This window comes from Jeongeupia chitinilytica, from assembly GCF_014652315.1.
Taxonomy (GTDB): Bacteria; Pseudomonadota; Gammaproteobacteria; order Burkholderiales; family Chitinibacteraceae; genus Jeongeupia; species Jeongeupia chitinilytica.
On sequence record NZ_BMYO01000001.1, the window covers coordinates 109335 to 136115 of the forward strand.

General features: G+C 65.8%; 28 protein-coding genes and 4 tRNA genes. 18 read left to right on the top strand and 14 right to left on the bottom strand.

Annotated elements, in window-relative coordinates:
* Positions 1–4: 4 nt before the first annotated feature.
* The 6 genes from IE097_RS00545 to flhF are packed head-to-tail and all read right to left on the bottom strand — an operon-like array spanning position 5 to position 5810.
* Positions 5–1054 (bottom strand): MlaD family protein, encoded by a 1050-nt coding sequence (locus IE097_RS00545; protein ID WP_189458201.1) that lies wholly within the window; start codon positions 1052–1054, stop codon positions 5–7.
* Positions 1051–1803 (bottom strand): ABC transporter ATP-binding protein, encoded by a 753-nt coding sequence (locus tag IE097_RS00550; protein WP_229797338.1) that lies wholly within the window; start codon positions 1801–1803, stop codon positions 1051–1053. Before IE097_RS00550 ends, IE097_RS00545 begins: the two co-directional genes overlap by 4 nt.
* Positions 1804–1805: 2 nt before the next feature.
* The gene (locus IE097_RS00555) at positions 1806–2876 is read right to left on the bottom strand and encodes an ABC transporter permease (RefSeq protein ID WP_189458203.1); all 1071 of its coding nucleotides are present in this window, start codon (positions 2874–2876) and stop codon (positions 1806–1808) included.
* A gap of 1 nt (position 2877) precedes the next feature.
* Positions 2878–3375 carry a GNAT family N-acetyltransferase gene (locus IE097_RS00560; protein ID WP_189458204.1) on the bottom strand — a complete coding sequence of 166 codons (498 nt, stop codon included), beginning with the start codon at positions 3373–3375 and terminating at the stop codon, positions 2878–2880.
* Between the two features lie 33 nt (positions 3376–3408).
* Positions 3409–4299 carry a MinD/ParA family ATP-binding protein gene (locus IE097_RS00565; RefSeq protein WP_189458205.1) on the bottom strand — a complete coding sequence of 297 codons (891 nt, stop codon included), beginning with the start codon at positions 4297–4299 and terminating at the stop codon, positions 3409–3411.
* A gap of 11 nt (positions 4300–4310) precedes the next feature.
* Entirely contained in the window at positions 4311–5810 is a 1500-nt protein-coding gene (gene flhF / locus IE097_RS00570; RefSeq protein ID WP_189458206.1) for a flagellar biosynthesis GTPase FlhF, read from the bottom strand.
* A 115-nt stretch (positions 5811–5925) separates the two neighbouring features.
* Here flhF and IE097_RS00575 point away from each other — a divergent pair, with 115 nt between their 5' ends.
* Entirely contained in the window at positions 5926–6591 is a 666-nt protein-coding gene (locus IE097_RS00575) for an RluA family pseudouridine synthase (protein ID WP_189458207.1), read from the top strand.
* A gap of 57 nt (positions 6592–6648) precedes the next feature.
* On the opposite strand, the gene flhA is transcribed toward IE097_RS00575, so the two are convergent.
* Entirely contained in the window at positions 6649–8709 is a 2061-nt protein-coding gene (gene flhA, locus IE097_RS00580) for a flagellar biosynthesis protein FlhA (protein WP_229797340.1), read from the bottom strand.
* 27 nt (positions 8710–8736) lie between these two features.
* Positions 8737–9873: a flagellar biosynthesis protein FlhB gene (flhB, locus tag IE097_RS00585; RefSeq protein ID WP_189458208.1), complete on the bottom strand. Its 1137-nt coding sequence runs from the start codon at positions 9871–9873 to the stop codon at positions 8737–8739.
* A 120-nt stretch (positions 9874–9993) separates the two neighbouring features.
* Between flhB and IE097_RS00590 the strand changes: the two genes are divergently transcribed.
* From IE097_RS00590 to folE2, 9 genes are all read left to right on the top strand, one after another.
* On the top strand, positions 9994–11061 hold the full coding sequence (locus IE097_RS00590; RefSeq protein WP_189458209.1) for a flagellar hook-length control protein FliK: 1068 nt from the start codon (positions 9994–9996) through the stop codon (positions 11059–11061).
* A gap of 146 nt (positions 11062–11207) precedes the next feature.
* Positions 11208–11720, top strand: a complete 513-nt coding sequence (locus IE097_RS00595; protein ID WP_189458210.1) for a flagellar basal body-associated FliL family protein — start codon at positions 11208–11210, stop codon at positions 11718–11720.
* Between the two features lie 40 nt (positions 11721–11760).
* On the top strand, positions 11761–12771 hold the full coding sequence (fliM, locus tag IE097_RS00600; RefSeq protein ID WP_189458211.1) for a flagellar motor switch protein FliM: 1011 nt from the start codon (positions 11761–11763) through the stop codon (positions 12769–12771).
* Positions 12764–13204 (top strand): flagellar motor switch protein FliN, encoded by a 441-nt coding sequence (fliN, locus tag IE097_RS00605; protein WP_189458212.1) that lies wholly within the window; start codon positions 12764–12766, stop codon positions 13202–13204. Before fliM ends, fliN begins: the two co-directional genes overlap by 8 nt.
* Before the next feature lie 5 nt (positions 13205–13209).
* A complete protein-coding gene (fliO, locus tag IE097_RS00610) occupies positions 13210–13635 on the top strand; it encodes a flagellar biosynthetic protein FliO (RefSeq protein WP_189458213.1) in 426 nt (141 codons plus the stop codon).
* Entirely contained in the window at positions 13632–14372 is a 741-nt protein-coding gene (gene fliP / locus IE097_RS00615; protein WP_189458214.1) for a flagellar type III secretion system pore protein FliP, read from the top strand. The genes fliO and fliP overlap by 4 nt, the downstream gene beginning before the upstream one ends.
* A gap of 3 nt (positions 14373–14375) precedes the next feature.
* Positions 14376–14645: a flagellar biosynthesis protein FliQ gene (gene fliQ / locus IE097_RS00620; RefSeq protein ID WP_189458215.1), complete on the top strand. Its 270-nt coding sequence runs from the start codon at positions 14376–14378 to the stop codon at positions 14643–14645.
* Positions 14645–15433 carry a flagellar biosynthetic protein FliR gene (gene fliR, locus IE097_RS00625; RefSeq protein WP_189458216.1) on the top strand — a complete coding sequence of 263 codons (789 nt, stop codon included), beginning with the start codon at positions 14645–14647 and terminating at the stop codon, positions 15431–15433. Before fliQ ends, fliR begins: the two co-directional genes overlap by 1 nt.
* 179 nt (positions 15434–15612) lie before the next feature.
* On the top strand, positions 15613–16407 hold the full coding sequence (folE2, locus tag IE097_RS00630; protein ID WP_189458217.1) for a GTP cyclohydrolase FolE2: 795 nt from the start codon (positions 15613–15615) through the stop codon (positions 16405–16407).
* Positions 16408–16453: 46 nt separating this feature from the next.
* On the opposite strand, the gene IE097_RS00635 is transcribed toward folE2, so the two are convergent.
* The 5 genes from IE097_RS00635 to rluD form a co-directional block, all read right to left on the bottom strand.
* The gene (locus IE097_RS00635; RefSeq protein ID WP_189458218.1) at positions 16454–17716 is read right to left on the bottom strand and encodes an inverse autotransporter beta domain-containing protein; all 1263 of its coding nucleotides are present in this window, start codon (positions 17714–17716) and stop codon (positions 16454–16456) included.
* Positions 17717–17881: 165 nt separating this feature from the next.
* Positions 17882–18034 (bottom strand): hypothetical protein, encoded by a 153-nt coding sequence (locus IE097_RS00640; RefSeq protein ID WP_189458219.1) that lies wholly within the window; start codon positions 18032–18034, stop codon positions 17882–17884.
* A 48-nt stretch (positions 18035–18082) separates the two neighbouring features.
* Positions 18083–18664: a hypothetical protein gene (locus IE097_RS00645; RefSeq protein WP_189458220.1), complete on the bottom strand. Its 582-nt coding sequence runs from the start codon at positions 18662–18664 to the stop codon at positions 18083–18085.
* A gap of 6 nt (positions 18665–18670) precedes the next feature.
* A complete protein-coding gene (pgeF, locus tag IE097_RS00650) occupies positions 18671–19426 on the bottom strand; it encodes a peptidoglycan editing factor PgeF (RefSeq protein ID WP_189458221.1) in 756 nt (251 codons plus the stop codon).
* Positions 19413–20462, bottom strand: coding sequence for a 23S rRNA pseudouridine(1911/1915/1917) synthase RluD (gene rluD / locus IE097_RS00655; protein ID WP_189458222.1), 1050 nt, complete (start codon positions 20460–20462; stop codon positions 19413–19415). The genes pgeF and rluD overlap by 14 nt, the downstream gene beginning before the upstream one ends.
* Between rluD and IE097_RS00660 the strand changes: the two genes are divergently transcribed.
* From IE097_RS00660 to IE097_RS00680, 5 genes are all read left to right on the top strand, one after another.
* On the top strand, positions 20461–21261 hold the full coding sequence (locus IE097_RS00660; RefSeq protein WP_189458223.1) for an outer membrane protein assembly factor BamD: 801 nt from the start codon (positions 20461–20463) through the stop codon (positions 21259–21261). The genes rluD and IE097_RS00660 overlap by 2 nt on opposite strands.
* 92 nt (positions 21262–21353) lie before the next feature.
* A tRNA-Ala gene (locus IE097_RS00665) sits at positions 21354–21429 on the top strand.
* 67 nt (positions 21430–21496) lie between these two features.
* Positions 21497–21572, top strand: a tRNA-Glu gene (locus IE097_RS00670).
* Between the two features lie 27 nt (positions 21573–21599).
* Positions 21600–21676 (top strand) — tRNA-Arg (locus IE097_RS00675).
* 14 nt (positions 21677–21690) lie between these two features.
* A tRNA-Glu gene (locus IE097_RS00680) sits at positions 21691–21766 on the top strand.
* Positions 21767–21825: 59 nt separating this feature from the next.
* Here the strand turns inward: IE097_RS00680 and IE097_RS00685 are convergent.
* Entirely contained in the window at positions 21826–22509 is a 684-nt protein-coding gene (locus IE097_RS00685) for an alpha/beta hydrolase (protein WP_189458224.1), read from the bottom strand.
* A gap of 211 nt (positions 22510–22720) precedes the next feature.
* Between IE097_RS00685 and glpD the strand changes: the two genes are divergently transcribed.
* From glpD to tpiA, 3 genes are all read left to right on the top strand, one after another.
* Positions 22721–24262, top strand: a complete 1542-nt coding sequence (glpD, locus tag IE097_RS00690) for a glycerol-3-phosphate dehydrogenase (protein WP_189458225.1) — start codon at positions 22721–22723, stop codon at positions 24260–24262.
* A 162-nt stretch (positions 24263–24424) separates the two neighbouring features.
* Positions 24425–25930, top strand: a complete 1506-nt coding sequence (glpK, locus tag IE097_RS00695; RefSeq protein WP_189458226.1) for a glycerol kinase GlpK — start codon at positions 24425–24427, stop codon at positions 25928–25930.
* Positions 25931–25940: 10 nt separating this feature from the next.
* Positions 25941–26690: a triose-phosphate isomerase gene (gene tpiA / locus IE097_RS00700; RefSeq protein WP_189458227.1), complete on the top strand. Its 750-nt coding sequence runs from the start codon at positions 25941–25943 to the stop codon at positions 26688–26690.
* Positions 26691–26781 lie beyond the last annotated feature (91 nt).

Below are 26781 nucleotides of genomic sequence, written 5' to 3' on the forward strand. Positions count from 1 at the left end.
GGTCTCAGCGTTTCGGAAGCGGGTACGGAGCGGGCGGTTCGGAGAACAGCAGCAACGACGGATTGGCGCGCAGGTCGCGCAGCAGGGCGTCGAGCTCGGCGCTGCTGCGGTCGAGGTTGTCGAGCGTGTTGCCGAAGGTGCCGCTGCGGTCGGCCAGCAGCCGGTCGACTTCGCCGAGCGAGTGGTTGAGCCGGTTCAGCGACTGGTTCAGCGCCGGGTTGGCGAGCAGCGCGTTGGCCGATTGCAGCGTCGCGTGCAGCTCGGCCGGTGCGCTGGCCAGTGCCGGATCGGTCAGCAGCGCGCCGAGCCGGGTGTTGTTTTGTCGCAACTCGCGCACCAGCGCCAGCGTTTCGTCACCGATCGGCTTCAGCGGCATCGCCGCCAGCTGTTCGGTCACCTTCTGCGTATTGCGGCCGATTTCCTCGAGCGGCATTGCGCTCAGCTTGCTGTCGACGGTGCTCGCCGCACGTTCGACCTTGTCGACCATGGTCTGGAGGTCGAGTTTGGCGAGCTTGTCGGCGATGCTCTGCGTTGCGTTCAGCAACTGGCCGACCGTGCTGCGCGACGACGGTACATAGAGCGCGGTCGGCGTCCAGTTGATCGGCAGGATCGGACTGGGCGTGCCTTCGACATAGTCGATCTCGAGATAGTTGGTACCGGTCAGCCCTTGCGGTGCGATGCGCACGCGCAGGCCGCGGGCGATTTCCGCATTCAGCGCGGTCTGGTTCAGCGCCGTTTCGGCGCGCAGGCCCAGCGTTTCGGGGCGCAGCCGCATTTCGACCAGCACGTAGTGGTGGCGCCAGCTGTTGTCGGCGGCGCCGGGATACTTGCCGGCGGCGAAACCGATCTTGCTGACCTCGCCGATCGCGACGCCGCGGTAGCGCACCGTCGAACCGACGTCGAGGCCTTTGACCGACTCGTTGAAATAGGTCTCCATCACCGGTGCGTTCGAGAACCAGCGGCCGGCACCGAAGGCGATCAGCAGCACGAGCGTCAGCGCCAGTGCCAGCGTGACGAACAGGCCGAGGCGGATGTGGCTTTGTCGTGGGGTCATGCGGCTACCTTGCGTTGGAAGAAGCGCTGGACCCGATCGTCCGGCGAATGGTTGGCCAGCTCGGCAGGCGGACCGACGGCGATCACGCCGCGCACGCTGGCGTCGAGCATCAGCGCGGTATCGGCAATCGCCATGATGCTGGCCAGCTCGTGGGTGACGACGACGAAGGTCAGGCCGAGACTGTGCGACAGCTGCAGGATCAGCGCATCCAGTCCGGCGCCGGTGACCGGATCGAGCCCGGCCGACGGCTCGTCGAGAAAAACGATTTCCGGATCGAGCGCAATGGCGCGGGCGATGGCGACGCGCTTCTGCATCCCGCCCGAGAGCGACGCCGGCACGTAGTCGGCAAAGGCTTCGAGGCCGACGAGGCGCAGCTTGAGCCGGGCAATCAGCTCGACGGCCGCGGCGTCGAGCGTCGTGTGTTCGGTCAGCGGCAACATCACGTTCTCGAGGACCGAGAGCGAGCCGAACAGCGCGCCGGACTGATAGGCCACACCGAAACGCCGGTACAGCGCCAGCCGCGCCGCGCCGTCGAGCGCGGTCAGCTCTTCGCCGGCCAGCCAGATCCGTCCCGAAAGCGGCCGGTACAGGCCGATCAGGTTCTTCAACAGCGTCGACTTGCCGCAACCGGAGCCGCCGAGAATGACGAAGACTTCACCGCGTTTCACCTCGAACGACACGTCGTCGAGGATCACTTTGTCGTCGTAGCCGCAAACGAGGTGTTCGGCACGGATGATGGGTTCGCTCATCGTCACCACCCGAGGATGTAGAACATGACGGCGAACAGCCCGTCGACGACGACGAGCATGACGATGCTGCTGACGACGGCGCGTGTGGTCGATTCGCCGACCGCCGCCGCACCGGCGCCGGTACGCAGGCCGCGCAGGCAGCCGATGGCGGCGATGAAGAAACCGAACACCATCGACTTGCCGAGGCCGCCGAAAAAATCGCTGAAACCGACGATGGCGGTGGCGCGGTGCAGCGACGTCGCCAGCGGCACGTCGAAGCTCGCCATCACCAGCGCCATCCCGGCCAGGCCGATGACTTCGGCACAAACGGTCAGCATCGGCATGATCAGCGCGACGGCCAGCAGCCTAGGGATCACCAGAAAGCGGAAAGGATCGAGCCCGAGCGTGACCAGCGCGTTGATTTCCTCGTTGACCTTCATCGTGCCGAGTTCGGCGGCGAACGCCGCGCCGGTACGGCCGGCCAGCAGGATCGCGGTCATCAGCGGCGCCAGTTCGCGGACCAGCGACAGGCCGACGAGGTCGGCGACGAACAGTTCGGCGCCGAACTGGCGCATCGGCACCGCCGACTGGAACGACAGGATCACGCCGAACAGGAAGGCGACGAGCGCGATGATCGGCAGCGCATCGGCGCCGGCGCTGCTGGCGACGGCGAAGCCGTTGCGCCAGCGGATCTTGCCGCGTGCGGTGAAGATGCGTGCGATGTCGGCGGTGAAAACACCGATGAAGGCCATCGTCAGCGTGAATTCGCTGGTGACCGCCTTGCCGAAGTCGGCCAGTTCGTCGGCAATGCCGTGCGGTTTGGGAGACTGGACGGTCAGCGGTTTGTCCGGGTTCAGGTCTGCCAGCAAGGCCGCGTAGCGCTCGGGCAGCCCGTCGACGCGCGCACCGCGCTGGATCAGGTCGAACAGCAGGGCGCTGCCGGCACCGTCGCAGTAGTCGACGCCGCTGGCATCGACGACGCACCCGGCGGTGACGGCGCTGCGCGCCTGTGCCCAGATGGCCGCGGCGCCGCCGGCGTCGAGCCGCCCGCGCAATTGCAGTGTGTCGGGACCGACGATCAGCTCGGCGCTCATTTCAGGCCCCGATGTCGTCGAGGAAGCGGTGCATGACCAGCGCGTCGACCAGCCCGAGCCGGGCGTGGCGGAAGGCCTTGGGGAGCGTGCCGACGACAACGAAGCCGAGCTTGCGCCACAGCGCGACCGCCGCATCGTTGGTCGCCACGACGAAGTTGAACTGCATCGCGGCAAACCCGGCACGTTTGGCTTCGATCAGGCAGTGGCGGCCCAGTGCCATGCCCAGGCCACGGCCGTGCGCGCGGGGGGCGATCATGAACGACGCATTGGCAACGTGGTCGCCAAGGTCGCGCTGGTTGGCGACCAGTCTGTAGACGCCGACGACTTCGCCGTCGATCTCGGCCACCCAGCTGCGCACGCCGGGGCCGAACCAGTAGGCATGGGCGTCGTCGCGGCCGGTGCCGGGTGCGAACACATAGCTGTCGCCGTCGGCGACGACGGCGCGGAAGATCGTCCAGATGGCGTCGGCGTCATGCTCGGTGGCGGGGCGGATCGTCATGCGGTTTCCCGTGTTGGCGCCGGCGGCGCCACGCTAACGTTGTAGTCGGTCGGCAAGGATGCGGCTCGACTCGACCAGCCGGTAGGCAAAATCGGCGGCACTGTCGGCTGCGCCGGCCGGGCGGCGCCAGCGCAGCATGGCGTCGGCGAGCTGCCGGAAGGCATGGGCCGATTCGGCATCGGGGAAGGCGTCGAACACCGTTCGCCCCAGTCTTGCGGCGCGCGCCAGTTTTTCGTCCTCCGGCACGAAGCCGATCAGCCGCAGTCTGACCCGGTTGCCGAGATAGCGCGAGGCAACTTGTTGCAGTCGCTCGAACAGCGCACCGGCTTCGCGCGCGCTGCCGACCCGGTTGATCAGGATGCGGAACTCGCTGCGGGCGTATTCGGTGGCCATCAGCTTGATGGCGGCATAGGCATCGGTCAGCGACTCGGCGCGCTCCGACACGATCAGGACGACATCATCGGCGGCCAGCGACAGGCTGGGCACGCCGGGCTCGGTTGCCGGCCGGGTGTCGAGCAGCAGCCAGTCGGTGTCGACGCTGACTGCATCGAATTCGCGTGCCAGCCATGCCGCTTCGGCCTCGTTGAGCCGGGCCAGGACCTGAGGCCGCGCGGCGGCCGGCAGCAGCGAGAAACCGCCCGGCGCCGGGACGATGACGTCGGCGAGCGTGACCTCGCGCCGGAGCGCTTCCTCGAAATCGTACTGCGGCGACAGGCGCAGCCGTTGCGTGGCATTGCCGCTGCCGGTGTGTTCGTCGAGCAGCAGTACCGCGCGTTCGCGCTCGGCCAATGCTGCGGCGAGGTGGATGGCCACCGTGGTTGCACCGGCGCCACCACGGCCGCCGTTGATGCTGACGCTGCGGCACACGGGCCGGGCGACCATTGCCCGGAGCCCGGCGGCCTGGTCGTTCCACAATCTGCTCACGCCGGGACCGCCTAGCCGCGCGGCGTCGGCTCGCCGAAGCCGGCGTCCTCGGTGCTGGCCGCTTGCGCGCCCATGAAGACCGGATACTCGTCGGGTTGCAGCTGGAACGGGCGACCGGGCTCGGCGCGGAAGGCCCGGTCGACGAGGTACTCGGTCCGCGCCGGATGAAGGTCCTCGGGGACGCGCTGGCCGTTGGTGACGAAATGCAGCTTGAGCCGGTGGCGGATCGCGACATCGAGGCAGCCGCCAAGACTCATTGTCTCGTCGAGCTTGGTCAGGATCACGCCGGCGAGCTGCTCGTTCTTGTAGCGGCGCGCAACGTCGTCGAGCGTGGCCGGGGCCGCGTTGGCGGCGAGCAGCAGCAGCGTGTGCGCACGTTCGTGCTGGAACAGCCGCAGCTGCTCGACGATGCGCAGGTCGCGCTGGCCCATGCCGACCGTGTCGATCAGCACCAGATGGCGCGATGCCAGATCGGCCAGCGTCAGTTCGAAATCGGTGTCGTCCTTGACCTCGTGGACCGGTACGCCAAGGATGCGGCCGTAAATGCGCAACTGGTCGGTCGCGCCGATCCGGTAGCTGTCGGTCGTCAGCAAGGCGACCGACTCGGGGCCGTAGGCGAGGGCGCAGCGCGCCGCAAGTTTGGCAACGGTCGTCGTCTTGCCGACGCCGGTCGGGCCGATCAGTGCGTAGACGCCGCCCTGGGCGATCAGGTCGTCACCGTCGCCGACGGCGGCGATGTTGTGGACCAGCGCCGCCTTGAGCCAGCGTGCCCGCAGCTCCGGCGCCATCTGTGCCGGCATCTTGTCGACCAGCTGGCGGGCGAGCGCCGGGCAGAAGCCGGCGGCCAGCAACTGGCGCAGCGCGTCGAGCTTGTCCGGCGACTGGCGCGACAGTTCGCTCCAGGCCATGCCGGCGAGCTGGTGCTCCATCAGCCCGCGCAGCTGGCGCATTTCGCGGGCAATGTCGTCGATCGCGGCCGGCTGGACTGTCGGTGCAATGGCGGGGGCGGCCGGGACGTCGTCGTCGCTGTAGCGGAACGCCGGTGGCGCGGGAATGTCCGGCGCGGTGGCGCGGACCGGCGGGGGCTCGGCGAAGGGCTGGCGTTCCGGGACCGGTTGGCGTTCCCGGACCGGTCTCGGCTCGACCAGTGACGGATCGATCCGCGGCGCGCGGTTGCTGCGCACGACCTGCGGCGCTGGCGCCGGAACGGGAGTGTCGTCGTCTTCGTCGGGAATGGCGTACGAGCGTTCGAGCGCGCGGGTCAGCGGTGGCGTCGACGGTGCCGGCCGGGCGGGCGGCGCCGGCGGATCGATCCGTGCCGACGGGCGGCTTGCGGCAATGGTCTGGGCACTGGTCAGCGCGGCGACATCGGAGTCGGCAACGGCCATGATCTCGACGCCGCCGCCGGCCACCTGCCGGTTCGACAGGATGAGCGCGTCCGGGCCGAGTTCGTCGCGAACCTGGCGCAGCGCGTCACGGGTGGTGGCACCGTAGAATTTCTTGACGACCATTGTCCCAATCGAGCCGGTTGAATCCGGCTATTATCGCCAGCCAGCATGAATTGCACAAACCGTGCCAATCGGTGACCGCGCCGCGTGTCCGCCATCGCGCTTTATCCGGGTCGAAATGCATCCAACCCCGCGTTCCACACCTTATTTTCCGCCGGCCGATGCCGGCCTGACCGTTGTGCATTGCGACGCGTTGCTGCTCGTCGTCGACAAACCCGCCGGTCTGCTGACCGTGCCGGGCCGTGGTGACGACAAGGCCGACTGTCTGAGCGCGCGCGTGCAGGCGGTCTACCCGGATGCGCTGATCGTGCACCGGCTCGACATGGCGACGTCCGGGCTGGTGGTGTTCGGCCGCGGCATCGACGCGCAGCGGCGGCTAAGCCGCGTTTTCGAGCACCGGCACGTGAGCAAGCGTTACGTTGCCGTCGTCGCCGGCGCGGTGCTTGATGATGCGGGCGAAATCGATCTGCCGCTGATGGCCGACTGGCCGAACCGGCCAAGGCAGAAAGTCGATGCCATTCAGGGCAAGCCGGCGCTGACGCGTTTCACCGTTCTGGCGCGCGGGCCGGACTTCACCCGTGTGGCGCTCGAGCCGGTTACCGGCCGGACGCACCAGTTGCGCGCCCACCTGCAGGCCATCGGCCATCCGATTCTGGGCGACGCGCTGTACGCCGGGGAGGCTGCAGCGCGGGCGCCGCGATTGCTGCTGCATGCCGAAGCATTGACCTTGCCCCACCCGGATGATGGCCGTCCGATGGTTTTCGACTCGCCCGCACCGTTCTGAGCGGGGGCGTGGAAGAACCGGGGGCGCGGCAAGGTGCGGATGCCCGGCGAGTGTGGGTCAGGTGCCGCCGAGCACGCCGACGATGCGTATCGTCTTGGTATCGGGGATTTCGGTGTGTGCGATGACGCGCAGGTTCGGAATCGAACGGCGCAGGAAGCGGCTGAGCATCGGCCGTAGCGCGCCCGGGGTGATCAGCACGGTATTCAGGCCCTGCGCCTCCATCTGCTCGGACAGTTGTGACGCCTGTTGCAGCAGCCGTTCGGCCAGCCCCGGTTCGAGGCCGCCACGACCGGCGCTGGCCGACATCAGGATGTTTTCCAGCTGCGGCTCGAGCGCGACGACCGGCAGCTCAGTCTCGCCCGGGAACAGCTGGTGGATGATCGCCCGGCCGAGCGCGACCCGCACCGCGGCGGTCAGCTCGTCGACGTCCTGGGTACGGCCGATGTGCTCGCCCAGTGTCTCGAGGATGGTCCGCAGGTCGCGGATGTGCATGCCTTCGTCGAGCAGGCTCTGCAGCACCTTCTGCAGCGTGCCGACCGGAATCAGCTTGGGCACGAGGTCCTCGACCAGTTTCGGTGATTCCTTGGCGAAGTGATCGAGCAGGGCCTGGACTTCTTCGCGGCCGAGCAGTTCGGCGGCGTGGCCTTGCAGCAGGTTGGAGATGTGCGTGCCGATCACCGTCGCGGTGTCGACGACGGTGTAGCCGAGTGCCTGGGCCTGGTCGCGCAGGCTGGCGTCGATCCAGGTCGCCGGAAGTCCGAAGGTCGGGTCCTTGGTCTGCGTGCCGGCGAGCGAGCCGGCGACATTGCCCGGGTTGATCGCCAGCCACTGGCCGACATAGGCCTCGCCGAGGCCGACGTCGACCCCCTTGAGCTGGATCCGGTACTGGTTGGGCTTGAGTTCGAGGTTGTCGCGGATGTGGACCGCAGGGACGAGGAAGCCGAGCTCCTGGGCGATCTTCTTGCGGATGCCGCGAATGCGCCGCAACAGCTCGCCATCCTGATTGCGGTCGACGAGCGAGATCAGCCGGTAGCCGACCTCGAGGCCGACCGGATCGACCGGCTGGACGTCGCTCCAGCTGACTTCCTGCAAGGGCTGGGGGGCCGCAGCGGCGGCTGCGGCCGGCGTGCCGCCGCCGGGGGCTTCGATCTGTTGCGCCCGCGCGGTGCGTTTTTCCATCCACCACGCCAGGCCGGCGGCGAGGGCGGCAATCAGCAGGAAGGCAACGTGCGGCATGCCCGGAATGACGCCGAGGATGGCGATCACCGCCGCGGTCACGTACAGCACCTGCGGGTTGGCGAACATCTGCCCGAGCATCTGTTCCGACAGGTCCTGCTCGGTGCCGACGCGCGAGACGACGATGCCGGCGGCGACGGAAATGATCAGTGACGGGATCTGCGCAACGAGACCGTCGCCGATCGTCAGCAGCGTATAGGTGCGGCCGGCTTCGGCGACCGGCAGGTCGTGCTGGACCACACCGATGATCAGCCCGCCGATCATGTTGATGACCATGATCAGGATGCCGGCGACGGCGTCGCCGCGGACGAACTTGCTCGCACCGTCCATCGAGCCGAAGAAGTCGGCTTCCTGCGAGATCGCCGATCGGCGCTTGCGGGCCTCCTCTTCGCCGATCAGCCCGGCGTTGAGGTCGGCGTCGATCGCCATCTGCTTGCCCGGCATCGCATCGAGGGTGAAGCGCGCCGACACTTCGGCAATCCGTCCGGCACCCTTGGTAATGACGACGAAGTTGATGATCGTGAGGATGACGAAGGCAATGATGCCGACGGTGAGGTTGCCGCCGATCAGGACGTGGCCGAAGGCCTCGATGACCTGGCCGGCCGCGCCGGCACCGGTGTGGCCTTCGGTCAGCACCAGCTTGGTCGACGCGACGTTGAGGCTCAGCCGCAACAGCGTCGTCACCAGCAGTACGGTCGGGAAGGCCGAAAACTCGAGCGGTTCGCGCGTGTACAGGCTGACCATCAGCACGATGATCGAGATCGCGATGTTGAAGGTGAAGAAGAAATCGAGCGCGAACGGCGGCAGCGGCAGGATCATCATGCCGAGCACCATGAAGACCAGCGCCGGGCCGGCCAGTCGCGTCAGATTGAGATTACGCACACGCCTTCAGTTTCATTGGTGCCACCGTCATCCGGCGGCTTCGGGATCAAGGTCTTTCGGAACCGGCAGGCTGTCGTTCAGCACCGGCTCGGCGCCGCCGTAACGTTGCCAGTGCCGCAGCTGGTAGATGTAGGCCAGCACTTCGGCGGCAGCAGTATACAACGCGGCCGGGATTTCCTCGCCGAGGTCGGCGTGGTGGTAGAACGCACGCGCCAGTGGCGGCGTGCGCACCACGGTGACCTTGTGCTGCCGGCCCAGCTCGATGATGCGTTCGGCCAGCAGGAAGGAGCCCTTGGCGATGACGACCGGTGCGCGCATCGTTTCGGTGTACTGCAATGCCACCGCATAGTGGGTCGGGTTGGTGACGATGACGTCGGCCTTGGGGATTGCGGACATCATCCGCTTTCTGGCCGCCTCGCGCTGCAGTTGGCGGATCCGGCCCTTCAGTTGCGGGTCACCTTCGGATTCCTTCATTTCCTGGCGCACTTCCTCCTTGGTCATGCGCAGGTTCTTGTAGTACTCCCACAGCTGGTAAGGCACGTCGAGCAGCACGATCAACGCCATCGCGCCGACGACCGAGAACAGCGTGAAGCGCGCCATGCCCCACAGATAGGCCAGTCCGTTGTCGGGCGGCATCGCGATCAGCTGGACGAAGTCGGCACGTTCCTTCCACAGCACCAGCGCGGCGACACCGCCGATCAGCCCCGACTTGAGGATGGCCTTGACCATTTCGACGATGCTGCGCACCGACAGCATGCGCTTGATGCCGCTGGCGGGATTGAGCCGGCCGAAGTTGGGGGCCATTGCCTCGGACGAAAACAGCCAGCCGCCCATCAGCATCGGCGCCAGCAGGGCCGCCAGCGCACAGGCGACGAAGACCGGCAGGCAGGCCCAGAGCATGGCTTCGCAGGCCTTGATGAAATGCAGGTGCATCTGCATCGGGTCGACCAGCGTGGCGCGGCTGAAGGTGAACTCGCTGCGCATCACCTGCTTGAGCGCATTCAGCAGCGCAGGGCCGGTCATGGCGATCGCGACCATGCCGGTCATCAGCACGCTGAACGATGCCAGCTCTTGCGAGCGCGGAATCTGTCCCTTCTTGCGCGCGTCCTCGAGCCGTTTGGGCGAGGGCGGTTCGGTGCGTTCGAGGTCGGAATCTTCTGCCATGGTGCGCATACGTTACCGCGTTGCGGTCCGGTCCGGCCAGTGCGGGAAGCGAGCGGTCGCTGCGGGCTTGGCACTGCTTTTGCTTTTATCTACGTTCCTGCCGTTCGTTCCGAGTTTTTCATGGCCACACCCGTCAGTAATCTGTCCTCCTCCGTCGGCCCCGTTTCGACCAGGGCTGCTGCGTCCCGCGATGCCGGTCAGGGTGACGATTTCGGCAATGCGCTGGCGCGGGAGGTTGCTGCGCGCCAGCCGGCGCAGACCGAAGCAGGCAAGGACGCCAAGTCGGCCCGGCAGGACACAAAGGACGACGCGCCCGAGCCCGGCGATGCCGCCACACCATGGCTGGCCTTGCTGCAATCGATGGCTCAGGTCGTGACCCAGCCGCTGCCGAAGGAGGAAGCGGTGACCGGCGAGGCACTCGCGCCGGCTGGTGTCGACCCGCTTGCTGCGGCAATCACGCCGGGTGTCGCGCCAGTCGCTGCCCCTGCGGTTCCCGAGACCGACGAATCCGCCAAGTCCGCGACCCAGCCGCTGACCGCGGCCGTCGCCAAGCCGGCGGCGGCTGAGGTGGATGAAGTTGCCGCCCACGGCAAGCCGTTGCCGGTTGGCCTTGCCGCTGTCGAGGCCGACAAGACCGAACCTGCTCCGGCCGAGTTGCTGGCAGGCAATCGTACCGAGCTGCCGCGAACGATCGAACCGCAGGTGGCCGCGCCGACCAGCAAGCCGACGCCAACGCACAACGTCGTGCCCCACGTGGGGGAGTCGCGCTGGGGTGATGCCGTTGCACAACGCGTGGCGATGATGATTGGCCGGCAGGAGCAAAAGCTCGAAATGCAGCTCAATCCGCCGAACCTCGGACCGATGGATGTGCAACTGACGCTGGCGCAGGACCAGGCCAGCGTCGTCTTCGCCAGCCAGCACGCTGCGGTGCGCGAAGCGCTGGCCGCCGCGACACCGCGCTTGACGGCGCTGCTCGCCGATCAGGGTATCCAGCTCGTCAACGTCCAGGTGGCCAGCGATACCCTGAATCAGCATGCGCAGCAGCAGGCCCAGCCTGATCCGCGTACCCCGCAGCAGGGCCAGCGCAGTTCCGCCGGCACCGGTACGGTCGAACCGGCCGAGCTGCGTGTCGACCTCGGGACCCGACGCCTGCCGGTCAGCGGGGGCGGACTGAGCTTCTATGCCTGATGGCCCGCGCAAGGGCTTGTTTATAATTGACTATTAATCTTTGCTATAATCGCCGCGCTTATCACGAGGCCCCGCGATCGCCGGGGCCGTTTCGACTCGGTCCGTACTGCATGTGATTGCCGGATCGGCGTACTTCAGGTGAATTCATGGCCGAAGCCCAAGCGGCGCCGAAAGGCAACAAGAAACTGATCATTATTGTCGTCGCCGTCGTGGCGGTCCTGCTGATTGCCATGGCAGGCGCTGCCGCCTTCCTGCTGACGCGTTCGGCCGATCACGGTGACGATGCCGGTGTGGAGACGCACGAAACGGGCAAGAAGAAAAAGTCCGAAAAGGATGCCGATCACCCGCCGATCTTCGAAAAGCTGCAGCAATTCACCGTCAATTTGAATTCGCCGGACGAAGATGCCATGCTCCAAACGGATATCGTCGTCGAAATGGCCGATGCCAAGAGCCAGGAGCGGATCAAGGCGCAGATGCCCAAAATCCAGAGTCAGGTGAACCAGCTGTTGCGCAGCAAATCGCCGCAGGACGTGCGTGCCGTCGACGGCATGAGCAAAATCGGCGCCGAAGTCCGCACGCTGATCAACCGGACGCTGGGCGCCGAAGGCGACGACGAGGGCGTGCTCTCGGTCAATTTCACCACCTTTATCGTCCAGTGACGGCGTGTTCATGATGATCGCGCGAGATTCGGGTCTCTAAATGGCAGACGACATCCTTTCCCAGGAAGAGGTCGATGCGCTGCTGCGCGGCGTGACCGGGGAAGAAGACGAATCCGAAGTCGCCAATGACGCCTCGGCGGTCCGTACTTACGACATCGGCCGGCAGGAGCGCATTGTCCGCGGCCGGATGCCGACGCTCGAAATCATCAACGAGCGGTTTGCCCGCAACCTGCGGATCGCCCTGTTCAATTTCATGCGCCGCAATGCCGAGATCAGCATCGGTGCGGTGCGGGTACAGAAATACAGCGAGTTCATCCGCAATCTCGTCGTACCGACCAACCTCAACCTGATCCAGATGAAGCCGCTGCGCGGCACCGGTCTGTTCATCTTCGATCCGGACTTCGTTTTCCTTGTCGTCGACAACCTGTTCGGCTCGGACGGCCGTTACCACGTCCGGGTCGAGGGGCGCGATTTCACGCCGACCGAACAGCGCATCATCCAGCGCCTGCTCGATGTCGTGTTCGAGGAGTACCAGAAGGCGTGGAAGCCGGTGTTCGAGTGCGAATTCAGCTATCTGCGCTCGGAAATGAACACGCAGTTCGCCAATATCGCCACGCCGACCGAAGTCGTCGTTGCATACACCTTCCGGATCGAACTCGGCGCCAGCGGCGGCGATTTCCACGTCTGCCTGCCGTATTCGATGATCGAACCGATCCGCGACACGCTCTACAGCACGATGCAGGCCGACCGGATCGAGTCGGACAACCGCTGGCTGAGCCTGCTGCAGACGCAGGTGCAGAACGCCGAAGTCGACCTGATCGCGACGCTCGGCAACGCCGACATCACGCTGGGTGACATCCTCAACCTCAAGGCCGGCGACGTGATCTCGCTGGAGATTCCACAGGCCATCGTCGCCGAGGTGGACGGCGTGCCGGTGCTCGAATGCAAGTATGGTATTCTCAACGGCCAGTATGCGTTGAAGGTCAACCGGGTGCTCGGCACCCCCGACGGCGCGCAGGATGAAGCAGGTCAGGGGGAAAAGCATGGCTGATGAGAACACGCCAGACAACAGCCAAGCCGACGAAGTAATGGACGACTGGGCCGCGGCAATGGCCGAACAGGCGGCGAGCGAAAGCACCGAATCCGAAACGGTTCAGGCTTCCGTCCAGGCTGCCGACATTTTCGAACGTTTCGACACGACGCCGGCAGCCGGCGCCGGGCGCGGCAATATCGACATGATCCTCGATATTCCGGTGACGCTGACGGTCGAACTCGGCCGGACCAAGATCGCGATCCGCAGCCTGCTGCAGCTGGCTCAGGGGTCGGTCGTCGAGCTCGACGGCTTGGCCGGTGAACCGATGGACGTCCTCGTCAACGGTTGCCTGATCGCGCAGGGCGAAGTCGTCGTCGTCAACGACAAGTTCGGTATCCGTCTCACCGACATCATCACGCCGGCCGAACGGATCCGTCGGCTGCACAAGTAAACTCCATGCGTTTTCTTCCGTATGCGCTTGCCGCGCTGCCGGGTTGCGCGTTCGCGCAAGCGGCGTCGGTACCTGCGTCGCTCGCCGGCAGTGGTCCCGGGCTGGGGCAGTTTGTCCAAGTCTTGCTGATGCTGGGTCTGGTGCTGGCGTTGATCGTCGGCGCGGCTTGGCTGATGCGTCGCTTTTCGCTGCTGCCGGGGCAGGCCGGCAACCAGTTGCGGGTCGTTTCGGGCGTCATGGTCGGGCCGAAGGAGCGGGTGGTGATCGTCGAACAGGGCGAGACCTGGCTGGTGGTCGGCGTGACCGCGCATTCGGTCAACCTGCTGCACACCTTGCCGCGCCCCGACGATGCACCTGCAGCCGGTGCACCGGCGCCATTGCCGCCGTTTGCCGAAAAGCTGGCCGCGCTGATGAAAAAGGCTAGGGCGTGACGCGCGTCCTGCCGGCGTTGCTGCCGCTGTTCGTCGCGAGCGCCGCGGTGGCCGCCGATCCGGGGCTGCCGTTCATGAATGCCACGCAGGCCGCCGGCGGTACCGCCTACAGCCTGCCGCTGCAGACGCTGCTCTTCCTGACCGCACTGACCTTCCTGCCGGCGATGCTGCTGATGATGACGGCGTTCACCCGCATCGTCATCGTGCTCTCCTTGCTGCGCCAGGCGCTCGGCACGACGATGGCGCCGCCGAATCAGGTCGTCGTCGGCCTGTCGCTGTTCCTGACGCTGTTCGTGATGGCGCCGACTTTCGACAAGATCTACGCCCAGGCCTATCAGCCGTATTCGGAACAGAAGATCAGCTTCAACGAGATGGTCGACAAGGGCGCGGTGCCGCTGAAGGATTTCATGCTCAAGCAGACGCGGCAGAAGGATCTGGCGTTCTTCATCGACGTGTCGGGCATGAAAAAACCGAACGGTCCCGAGGACGTCAGCCTGCGCGTGCTGGTGCCGGCCTTCGTGACCAGCGAGTTGAAGACGGCCTTCCAGATCGGCTTTCTGGTGTTCATTCCCTTCCTGATCATCGACCTCGTCGTCGCCAGCCTGCTGATGGCCATGGGGATGATGATGGTGTCGCCGGTGATCATCTCGCTGCCGTTCAAGCTGATGCTGTTCGTGCTCGTCGACGGCTGGACCTTGCTGATGGGCTCGCTGGTACAGAGCTTTTATCTGGGATAGCGCATGACGCCGGAAACCGTAGTCACCGTGATGCAAAGGGCGATGGAGCTGATGGTGCTGCTTGGCGGTCCGCTGCTGCTGGCGATGCTGGCCACGGGTCTGATCGTCAGCATCTTCCAGGCGGCCACGCAGATCAACGAGGCGACGCTGTCGTTCATTCCGAAGCTGATCGTCGCCTTCATCGTCTTCGTCCTGGCCGGTCCGTGGATGATTGAAATGGCGATGGACTACACGGTGCGGCTGTATCAGAGCATTCCGCAACTGATCGGCTGATGTTCACGGTCACGCAAGCGCAGATCGAGCTGTGGCTGGCGCTGTTCTGGTGGCCGTTCTGCCGCTTTTTCGGTCTGCTGATCGCCGATCCGATCTTCTCTAACAAGGTGGTGTCGGTTCGCGTCCGGGTCGGGCTGGCGATTGCGCTGTCCGTGCTGGTTGCGCCGATGCTGACGCCGCCGCCGGGCATCGAGGTCGTCTCGCCGGCCGGCATCCTCATTGCCGTCAACCAACTGCTGATCGGCGTGATGCTCGGCTTTTCGGTCAGGCTGATGTTCAACGCCGTCGACATGGCCGGTCAGGTGATCGGCCTGCAGATGGGCCTCGGTTTTGCCAGCTTCTTCGATCCGCACAGCGCGGCCAACGTGCCGATCGTTGCGCAGTTCATCAACATGGTGCTGCTGCTGGTGTTCCTCGCACTGAACGGTCACCTGATCGTGTTGCGCATCCTGATCGAGAGTTTCGGTGTGCTGCCGCTCGACGCGCGGCCGCTGGGTGCCGGTGGCTTGCGTCTGCTGGTCGAGCAGGGCGCGGCCATCTTCCGGCTCGGACTGATGCTGGCGATGCCGGTGGTGGGGGCGCTGCTGATCACCAACCTGGCGATCGGCATCATGACGCGTGCGGCACCGCAGCTGAACGTGTTTGCCATCGGTTTTCCGCTGCTGCTAGCCATCGGCATCGCGGCGATGTACGTCAGCCTGCCGTACATGGTGCCGCACATCGACGCGATGCTGGCCGCGTTGACGCGCTCGGCGGCGCAGATGTTCGCCGCACTCCGTCCGGGCTGAATGCCGGCCTGCATCGCTGGCGTGCGGCGGTCTGCCCCGCACCGGGTTCGCCCGGTTCATGGCGACATGAATTCCCGACTGGTTTACTCGGTTATTGGTCGCCGTTATAATGGCTCAGCTTTCAATTAATTACCGGTTATCAGCCGCTCGGCACTTATAACCGCTGGAGTGATATCCCGATGAACGCCCCGCAGTCCATCCCTGACGTGCAAAGCACCCCCGACCTGCGCAATATCGCGATCAACAAGGTCGGGATCAAGTCGATCCGCCATCCGGTCCGCGTCGCCGACCGCAGCGAGGGCGTGCAGCACACGGTGGCAACGTTCGACATGTATGTGTTCCTGCCGCAGCACTTCAAGGGCACGCACATGAGCCGTTTCGTCGAGATCCTCAACGGCCAGGAACGCGAGATTTCGGTCGATTCGTTCGAGACCATCCTGCGGCAGATGTGCGAGCGCCTCGAGGCGGACGCCGGCTATCTGGAAATGCGCTTCCCGTACTTCATCAACAAGACCGCACCGGTCTCGGGCGTCGAAAGCCTGCTCGACTACGACGTGTCGCTGATCGGCGAGCTGAAGAACGGCGTGTTCACCCAGCAGCTCAAGGTCCTGGTGCCGGTGACCAGCCTGTGCCCGTGCTCGAAGAAAATTTCGCAGTACGGCGCGCACAACCAGCGCAGTCACGTGACGATTTCGGCGACGCTGGGCGAGCACGTGTGGATCGAGGAACTGGTGCAGATCGTCGAGGCCGAAGCGTCGTGCGAACTGTACGGCCTGCTGAAGCGCCCGGACGAGAAGTTCGTCACCGAGCGCGCCTACGAGAACCCGAAGTTCGTCGAGGACATGGTCCGCGACGTCGCAGCGCGGCTGAATGCCGACCCGCGCGTCGTCGCCTACACGGTCGAGTCGGAAAACTTCGAGTCGATCCACAACCACTCGGCCTATGCGCTGATCGAACACGACAAGCGCGGCTGATTGCTTGCGCATCCGCATCAACGGGGCCTTCGGCCCCGTTTTGCATTCAGGCTGCCGGTGCGCGCTGCAGCCGGATCGCGGGGGTGACCGTGGTGTTGCCGTTGCTGTCGACGATGCGCGCCGCAAGCGTGTAATCGCGACCGTCGGCGGGCAGGGCGATGCGGATGCGCGCCGACAGGGTGCCGGTGCGGCCCAGCAACGTGCTGGTGCCTCCCCCGACGAGCAGCGGTGCCGCGTCGCCGAGCCACGAAAGGCTCACGACCGGATGACGGCACTGGATGCTCAGCGTGGCAACCGCCGTCTGTTCCTGCGCAACGCTGTCCGCCGACAGGCTGGCGCTGAATGCCGGCGCGTCGGCCGTCCGGCTTTCTGTGGCGACGCTGCCGTTGCGGTCGACGAAATCGTCGCGACGCCGGAACAGCGACGGTTGCGGGTCGCTGCCGCGCAGTTGCCGGGCGAGCGGAACTCCGAGCCGGTAGCTCATCGTTGCCTGGACCTGCCAGTCGCTTTCGTCGTTGTCATCGCGACGGTAGCTGGCGCCAAAACGCAGCAGCGGCACCGGCGTGTACTGCAACGAGGCCGAGACGGCGGACGGATTGTCCCGACCGGTCCCGCTCCCCGGCAGCGTGATGTCGTCACCGCGATAACGCTCGTACTTCACGCTGCCGCCCAGTTGCGGATAAGAGGGCAGGTGGGCCTGTGCGTTCAGATCGAATCCGGCGGCGGCGCGTTCGCTGCGCTCGCCGTCGTCCTGCCAGTGACCGGCCGGGACGTAGGTATTGACGGCAATGCGGAGGTAGTCGGTGCTGCCGCTGGCGCCGAGGCCGACGCGGGTGGTATTGCCGCCGATTTCCTGATCGACGAAGGCGCTGTAGCCGCCTAGCCAGGTGCCGAAATGCTCGCGCTGCACCACGCCGGCGTTGCTCACGGTCCGCGCGTTGTCGTTGTGGACACCGAACTGCGCAAACCGGCTGCGTGATCCGGTTGCACCGAGCGGCAGCAGCAGGTCGGCATTGGCGCCGCCGAGGCGGCCGCTATCGTCGATCCGGGCATCGACTCGCGCTTCGCCGTACTGGTCCAGCAGCGATTCGAGTCCGTTGCCGGTGCGGTCCAGCAGTGTCGAACGCCAGCCGTACTGGCCGGCGGAAAGCGACTGTTCGGTCATGGTCGCGAGTGCCTTTTCGCCGTCGTTCTGCGTGATCCCGTTGCCGATGTCGGGTAGCGCGGCCGCGCCGCTTCCGGTTCGGAACGGCGCCTCGCCTGCCCAGGCCGGGCCGGCAAGCAGAAACAGGGCAAGGAGTCGGAGCATCGGTACTCGGCGCAAGGGCAAACCGCGATTCTGACAAAGCCTGCGCTGCGCGCCCCGTAACAATTTCACCCCGGGTGCGGCAAGCGGCGGGCCGGCTGGCGTATCATCCGGGCCTGCCCGCAATGACCGGAATCCTGTCGTGTATATCCTGCTGATCGGCTATCTCTATGTTGTGGTGATGTTCGCTGCCGCGAGCGGCAGCATCGCCAAGGCGATCGTCTGGATCGTGCTGCTTGGCGTCCTGCCGACGTGGTTGCTGATCTGGCTGAAGCGGCGCGGGCAGATCGTGCGCGAACGCAAGGCCGGCGAAGCCGCCATTGCATCCGTCGGCGCAGCGGCGTCGGCCGGTGATTCCGCGTTTTGGGATCATGCTGTTGAAGACAGCGACAGCAGCGACAGCAGCGACAGCAGCGACAGCAGCGACAGCAGCGACAGCAGCGACAGCAGCGACAGCAGCGACAGCAGCGACAGCAGCGACAGCAGCGACAGCAGCGACAGCAGCGACAGCAGCGACAGCAGCGACAGCAGCGACAGCAGCGACAGCAGCGACAGCAGCGACAGCAGCGACAGCAGCGACAGCAGCGACAGCAGCGACAGCAGCGACAGCAGCGACAGCAGCGACAGCAGCGACAGCAGCGACAGCAGCGACAGCAGCGACAGCAGCGACAGCAGCGACAGCAGCGACAGCAGCGACAGCAGCGACAGCAGCGACAGCAGCGACAGCAGCGACAGCAGCGACAGCAGCGACAGCAGCGACAGCAGCGACAGCAGCGACAGCAGCGACAGCAGCGACAGCAGCGACAGCAGCGACAGCAGCGACAGCAGCGACAGCAGCGACAGCAGCGACAGCAGCGACAGCAGCGACAGCAGCGACAGCAGCGACAGCAGCGACAGCAGCGACAGCAGCGACAGCAGCGACAGCAGCGACAGCAGCGACAGCAGCGACAATCGCGACTAGGGTTGCAGCCAGATCAGGCTGGCCATGCGTCCGGTAGTCCGGTCGCGGCGGTACGAGAACCAGCGTTCCGCATCCGACACCGTGCACAGGCCGCCACCGTAGACACGGCTGACGCCGAGCGCGGCCAGTCGCTGGCGCGCCAGCAGCTCGATGTCGGCCCAGTATTTGCCCGCACTCGCGGCAGGGCGAAAGGCCCGGGCGGCGTTCGCGTCGTGCGCGGTGAAGGCATCGAGGACATCGCTGCCGACCTCGAAGGCATCGCGACCGATGGTCGGGCCGAGCCAGGCCATCAAGGATTCGCCCGGCACATCCATGGCGGCAACGGTGGCTTCGAGCACGCCGTTGCACAGGCCGCGCCAGCCGGCGTGCGCGGCGCCGACAACGGTGCCCTCATCGTTGCACAACAGCACCGGCAGGCAATCGGCGGTCATGATCGCGCACACGGCACCGGGGGCATGCGCGACGCTGGCGTCGGCGGTACGGTCGGCTTGAGGCTGGCCGGCGTCGAGCACCGTCGTACCGTGGACCTGCGTCAGCCACAACGGTGTGGCCGGTAGTCCGGTTGCGAGCGCGGCGCGGTTGCTCGCGACTGCCTGCGGATCGTCGCCGACGTGATCGCCGAGATTGAAGCTGGCGTAGGGCGGGGCGCTGACACCGCCGAGCCGGGTCGTCTGCAGCGCGCGAACGCGTGCCGGTGCAGGCCAGTCGGGGATCAGTCCGTGCGAGGCGGGGCCGTGCTCAGTCACGGACATAGACCAGTTCCATATCGTGGTCGTCATCGTCGTCCCAATCGTCCTCGTCGACCTCGTCGGCACCGGCTTCGACGCGCAGCGCGGCGAGCAGTCCTTCGAAATCGGGCGGCAGTGACGACTTCCAGGTCATTGTCTTGCCGCTGGCCGGGTGAACCAGGCTGAGCTTTTTGGCGTGCAGCGCCTGTCGGCCGAAATCCTCGAGCGCGAGCATGATCTCGGGCGCGAACAGTTTGGCGCGGCCGCCATAGACCGGATCGGCCGCCAGCGGATGCCCGATGTGCGCCATGTGGACGCGGATCTGGTGGGTGCGGCCGGTTTCCAGCTTGCATTCGACCAGGGTGTGCGCGCTGAAGCGTTCAAGTACCCGGTAATGCGTGACTGCCGGTTTGCCGGTGCCGACGACCGCCATCTTGGTCCGCTCGCGCGGGTGTCGGCCGATCGGCGCGTCGACACGGCCGTCACGCTTCACCAGACCCTGCGCGATGGCAAAGTAATGGCGGCTGACGGTTCTTGCCTGCAGCTGTTGTACCAGCGAAGTCTGTGCCTGCAAGGTGCGGGCGACGACCATCAGACCGCTGGTGTCCTTGTCGAGCCGGTGGACGATGCCGGCGCGCGGCACGCCCTTGAGGCCCGGATAGTGGTGCAGCAGGCCGTTCAGCAGGGTGCCGGACCAGTTGCCGCTGCCCGGATGAACGACGAGGCCGGCCGGCTTGTTGATGATGAGCAGCGTCTCGTCCTCGTAGACGACGTCGAGCGCAATGTCCTCGGGCTGGAAGGCGACCTCGTCCGGATTGGCCTGGATATCGACCGCAATGGTTTCGCCGCCCCAGAGCTTGAGTTTCGGGGCCGCAGTCTGCCCGTCGACGGTGACGAGGCCGTCCTTGATCCAGCCGGAAAGCCGGCTGCGGGAGTAATCGGGCAGCAATTGCGCCAGCGCGGCGTCGAGGCGCGATCCGGCGACATCGGCCGGTGCAGTCAGGACACGCGGCTCGCTTATGTCGCTATAATCGTCGGGTTCTAAATCAGGAAGCATCATGGGCAAGATTCTACCGCGATTCCTGGCGTGCGCTTCGGTCGCCGTATTGTTGGCCGGCTGCGCGTCGACGCCGACGGATGACGACGAAACCAAGGGCTGGACCGCAGAAAAGCTGTACAGCACCGCCAAGGCCGAGCAGGCCGATCGCAACTTCGAGAAATCGACCAAGCTCCTGGAAAAGCTCGAGGCGCGCTATCCCTACGGCCGCTACGCGCAACAGGCGCAGCTCGAGGAGGCGTACAACCATTACAAGGCGCAGGAGCCGCTGCTCGCGCAGGCGGCGATCGACCGCTTCATCAAGAGCAATCCGGTCCATCCGAGCATGGACTATGCGCTTTACCTCAAGGGGTTGGTGAGCTTCAACGAAGTGCAGGGCTTCCTGTCGGCGATTTCCAAGCAGGACATGTCCGAGCGTGATCCGAAGGCCGCGAAGGATTCGTTCGATGCCTTCAAGGATCTGGTGCAGCGCTTCCCGGAAAGCCGGTACGCCGCCGACGCACAGGTACGCATGGGGTATCTGATTGGCGCGCTGGCGAGCTACGAGCTGCACGTCGCCAAGTATTACTACAAGCGCGGCGCCTATCTGGCGGCGGCCAACCGCGGCAAGTACCTGATCGAGACCTATTCGAACACCAAGCAGGTCGAAGCGGGGCTGGCGATGATGGTGATCAGCTACAACAAGCTTGGCCTGAACGATCTGCGTGATGACGCCAAGCGCGTGCTGCTGAAGAACTATCCGAACACGCAGACGCTGGAGAAGGACTTCTTCGACGATCCGTCGTGGTGGACACCGTTCTGACCGAATCAGTAGAAAAACGGGGTTTATCGAAAAATAATTCAAAAAGTGCTTTACAACGATAAAACCCGTTTATATACTGTGCATCTCTTTTGGGGGGTATAGCTCAGTTGGGAGAGCGCTTGCATGGCATGCAAGAGGTCATCGGTTCGATCCCGTTTACCTCCACCAGATTGAAAATCGGCCGCTTAGGCGGCCGATTTGAATTTAAAGCAGTAAGCAGCAAAAGTTAAACGACGTCCCCATCGTCTAGAGGCCTAGGACACCACCCTTTCACGGTGACTACCGGGGTTCGAATCCCCGTGGGGACGCCAAAAGAGCAGTAAAGTTGAAGTTACAGTGCACCCGTAGCTCAGTTGGATAGAGTATCTGGCTACGAACCAGAGGGTCGGGCGTTCGAATCGCTCCGGGTGCACCACTTCTTCAACCGCAGTCCCCATCGTCTAGAGGCCTAGGACACCACCCTTTCACGGTGACTACCGGGGTTCGAATCCCCGTGGGGACGCCAATACTAAAAACGGTCTGACAGCAATGTCAGACCGTTTTTTTCGTTCAGCGCGAGCCGGATCAGGTACCTGCCGCATCGGCAATCAGCCGGGCGATCTCGATCGGACGCGATACCAGCGATGCGTGACTGGCGGGCAGCGAAATGGTCGTTGCCTTCATTCGCCCGGCCATCCAGCGCTGGGCTTCCGGCGGGATCATGTGGTCGTTTTCCGAAACCTGGTACCAGGACGGAATCGTTTTCCACGCCGGCGTGGTCACCGTGTCCTCGAAACAGCGTCCGGCGATCGGTTTCTGTACCGCCGCCATCAGACGTGCTTCAACCTCGCTGCAGTCCTGCGCAAAGCTTTCCCTGAACAGGCCGCGTTCAATCCACAGGCCGTTGTCCCGCGGCCGTATGCTTTGTGCGCCCGACGGGGCCGCCTGCCGGGCGAAAATCCCGCCGAGGCTTTCACCGCTGTCGGGGGCGAAGGCCGCGACATAGACCAGCGCCTTGACGCGGGTGGCCGTCGACGCGGCTTCCGTGATCACGGCACCGCCGTAGGAATGGCCGACGAGGACGGTCGGCGTGTCCTGCATTGCCAGCAGGCTGCGTGTCACCGCGGCATCGTCGGCCAGCGAGGTCAGCGGCAACTGGGCTGCCGATACGTCGAAGCCGAGATCTTCGAGCAGGGGAATGACCCTGCTCCAGCTTGAGCCGTCCGCCCAAGCGCCATGTACCAGTACAACCCGGATGTTCGTTGCCATGTCGCTACTCCCAAGGTGCGACGGGCTGTCGCACCGATCGTGTCAGCTTAGCAAGGCGGGCGGGTCGCTGGCGGGATTGGCGCGGTCAGCCGTCGGAACGGGGGCGGTTAGCTGAATCAACCGAATCAAATTTTCGCCCCCCGACTGGTAGTCGAAGTTCCGATGACTACACTTTGAGCAGATCAAATCGTCGAGTGGTCCGAAACCCGCCATGAACAGATTGCCCGGTCTTCCTTCCTGCGACCTGCTGATCGTCGGTGGCGGCATCAACGGTGCCGGCATCGCACGCGATGCGGCAGGGCGGGGGCTGAACGTGGTGTTGTGCGAGCAGGACGACCTGGCCGGGCATACCTCGTCGGCCAGCACCAAGCTGATCCATGGTGGTCTGCGCTATCTGGAACACCGCGAATTCGCGCTGGTGCGCAAATCCTTGCAGGAGCGTGAAACGCTGCTGCGCCTTGCACCACACATCGTCCGGCCACTGCGTTTCGTCATGCCCCACGACGCGAACCAGCGCCCGGCCTGGCTGATCCGGACGGGCCTCTTCCTCTACGACCACCTTGCCGGTCGGCAACTGCTGCCGGGTTCGGCGCGCGTTGCGCTGGCCCGGCATCCGGCCGGGCGGGGCCTCAAGTCCGGATTCCGGACCGGATTCACCTATTCGGACGGCTGGGTCGACGACGCGCGTCTCGTGGTGCTGAATGCGCTCGACGCCAGCGAGCGTGGCGCCCGGATCCTCACGCGGACGCGCTGCCGCGGCATCGTGCGCGAGGCCGATCACTGGCTTGCGACGCTGCAGCAGCAGGACGGCAGCACGCTGCAGCTGGCGGCGCGGGCGATCGTCAACGCCACCGGCCCCTGGGCCGGCGACTTTGCCAGCCCGACGGACCCGGCGGCGGCGCGCCAGGGGCTGCGGCTGGTCAAGGGCAGCCACATCGTCGTGCGCAAGCTGTTCGACCATCCGTACGCTTACGTCTTTCAGAATCCGGACCGCCGCATCCTCTTCGCGATTCCCTTCCTGCGTGATTTCACGCTGATCGGTACCACCGACGTCGACTTCAGTGGCGACCCGGCGACGGTGGCGATCGATGCCGGCGAAGAGCGCTACCTGTGCGAAATGGCCAGCCGCTATTTCGACAAACCGGTTACCCCGGCGCAGATCGTCTGGCGCTACTCGGGTGTGCGGCCGCTGCTCGACGACGAAAGCCGCACTGCGTCGGTGGTGACACGCGACTACCGGCTGCAGTTCGAACCGCCCGGCCTGCTGCACGTCCGGGGCGGCAAGCTCACGACCTACCGCCGTCTGGCCGAAGAGGCCATGCACATTCTCCAGCCGCACCTTGGTCATCGCGCGCCGGACTGGACCGCGGGGCAACCGTTGCCCGGCGGCGATATCGACACGCCCGGCACCCTGAGCGCGGTCCCGGATTTCGACGCCTTCCTCGCCCGTTTCCAGTCGCACTACCGCTGGCTGCCCGATTCGCTGGCCGAGCGTTACTGCCGCCAGTACGGCAGCCGGGCGGCACGGGTCATCGGCGACGCCGTTTCCGTGCCGCAGCTCGGGCTGGAGCTGGTTCCCGGCCTGTACGAGGCGGAAGCCTGCTACCTGATCGAACATGAATGGGCACAAACCAGCGACGACCTGCTGTGGCGCCGCACCAAGCTAGGCCTGCGTTGCCTGCAGGGCGATGTCGAACGGCTGACTGCCTGGCTGGATCGGCGGGCCGCCACGATGACTGGGGTGGCGGCCTGATGCGTCGGCGGGCTTGGCGGGCCGGGACAGCCAGTCGCGCGAGGCGACGAAGGCTGGCGGATGGCGTAAAAAAGGGGTGCCGGGAAGCCTGATATTCCCGGCGCGTTTCTTCGGGCCGGCGCGTAGAGTCGACGGCTCGTCAATGCAAGCAAAGGATGGGGCATGCCGTATCTGATGGCGCTGGACCAGGGCACGTCGAGTTCGCGTGCGGTGATCTTCAATGAGCGCGGCGAGATCGTCTCCAGCGCGCAGCGCGAGTTCACCCAGCATTTTCCGCAGCCGGGCTGGGTCGAGCACAACCCGCAGGAAATCTGGCAAAGCCAGCTGCAGACCTGCCGCGAGGCGATCGCCAGGGCCGGCGTCCGCACCACCGACATCGCGGCACTGGGGATCACCAACCAGCGCGAAACCACACTGCTCTGGGACAGAAAGACCGGCGAGCCGGTTTTCAATGCCATTGTCTGGCAGGACCGCCGTACCGAAGTGCTGTGCGATGCCTTGCGCGAGGCCGGGCTGGAAGCCGCGGTGAGCAGCAAGACCGGCCTCGTGATCGATCCGTATTTTTCCGCCACCAAGGTGCGCTGGCTGCTTGACCAGATTCCCGGCGTGCGGCAGCGCGCCGAGCGCGGCGAACTCGCTTTCGGCACCGTCGACAGCTGGCTCGTCTGGAAGCTGACCGGCGGACGCCTGCATGTCACCGACGTGACCAATGCCTCCAGAACGATGCTGTTCAACATCCATACCCGGACTTGGGACGACGAGCTGCTGGCCGCGCTCGGCATTCCGGCATCGTTGTTGCCCGATGTCTTCCCGTCCAGCCACATCCACGGCGTCACCGAGCCCGAATGGTTCGGCGCACCGGTACGCATTGCCGGCATCGCCGGCGATCAGCAGGCCGCGCTGTTCGGCCAGGCATGTTTTACCCGCGGCCAGGCCAAGAACACCTACGGCACCGGCTGCTTCATCCTGATGCATACCGGCGAATCGGCGGCCGTGTCGCAGAACGGCCTGATCAGCACCGCCGCGTGCAGTGTCGGCGCCGCGCCGCACTACGCGCTCGAAGGCAGCGTCTTCATCGGCGGTGCGGTGGTGCAATGGCTGCGAGACGGGCTCAAGGCGATTTCGAGTTCGTCCGACATCGAGAGCCTGGCGTTTTCGGTCCCCGACGCCGGTGGCGTGGTGTTCGTGCCGTCGTTCACCGGTCTGGGCGCGCCATACTGGGTGCCGACGGCGCAGGGCGCCATCGTCGGCCTGAGCCGCGGTACCACGGTCGCCCACGTTGCGCGTGCCGCGCTGGAGTCGATCGCCTTCCAGAGCACGTCGGTGCTGGCCGCGATGCAGCGCGATGCGGTGTCGCCGATCGGCGAACTGCGTGTCGACGGCGGTGCGGCGGCCAACAACCTGCTGCTGCAGTTCCAGGCCGACCTGCTCGGCATTCCGGTGGTGCGGCCAAAGGTGATCGAATCGACAGCGCTCGGTGCGGCCTACCTTGCCGGGCTGGCCGTCGGCCTGTTCGGCAGCGAGGCCGAACTCGATGCGCAGCGACAGGTCGACCGGACCTTCGTCCCGTCGATCAGCCGGGACGAGGCGGCGCAGCGGATGGCGCAGTGGGAGGTCGCGGTCGAGCAGGCGATGCTGCCGGCCAGACGTGCGGCCGGGCCGGCTTGAGGAGGACGCGATGCGGCCGCAATGGGTGATCGGCAACTGGAAAATGAACGGCGGCCTGGCTGCCAATCAGGCCCTGCTGGCCGGCGTGCTCGATGCGGCCAGGCTGGTCGGGTCCGTCCGCATCGGCGTCAGTGCGCCGTTTCCCTACCTGCTGCAGTGCCAGCAAATGCTGGGCGAGTCGAGCGTGGTCTGGGGGGCGCAGGACATTTCCGCCGAAATCGGCGGGGCGTTCACCGGCGAGGTCAGCGGCGCGATGCTGTCCGATTTCGATTGCGGCATCGTCATCGTCGGGCATTCGGAACGGCGCATCTATCACGGGGAATCCGAGGGCCGTGTGGCCGAAAAGGCGCTGCGCGCGGTCGAGAACGGCATGCGCCCGGTGTTCTGCATCGGCGAAACGCAGGCCCAGCACGACGCCGGGGAAACCGAAGCGGTGCTCGCGCGGCAATTGTCGCCGCTGTTCGTGCTGCTGAACGACACGCGACTGGCGATGGTCATCGTCGCCTATGAGCCCGTGTGGGCGATCGGTACCGGCAAGACGCCGACGCCGGAGGGCGCGCAGGCCGTGCACCGGTTCATCCGCACGCAGCTGGCGGCGCACGGGCTGGCCGACACGCTGCCGGTCATCTACGGCGGCAGCGTCAAGCCGGACAATGCCGCGCGCTTTTTTGCCCAGCCCGACATCGACGGCGGGCTGATTGGCGGCGCGTCGCTCGATGCCGCCGAGTTTCTCGCCATCGTCAAAGCAGCGCAGCGCTGATCGCATGCAGCGCGCGGCCAATGTCCTTGGGGCACGTCCTGCGGTCGAAAATCGACGCTGCCGGCAGGGCGGGTGCAACGCGGACGGTCGG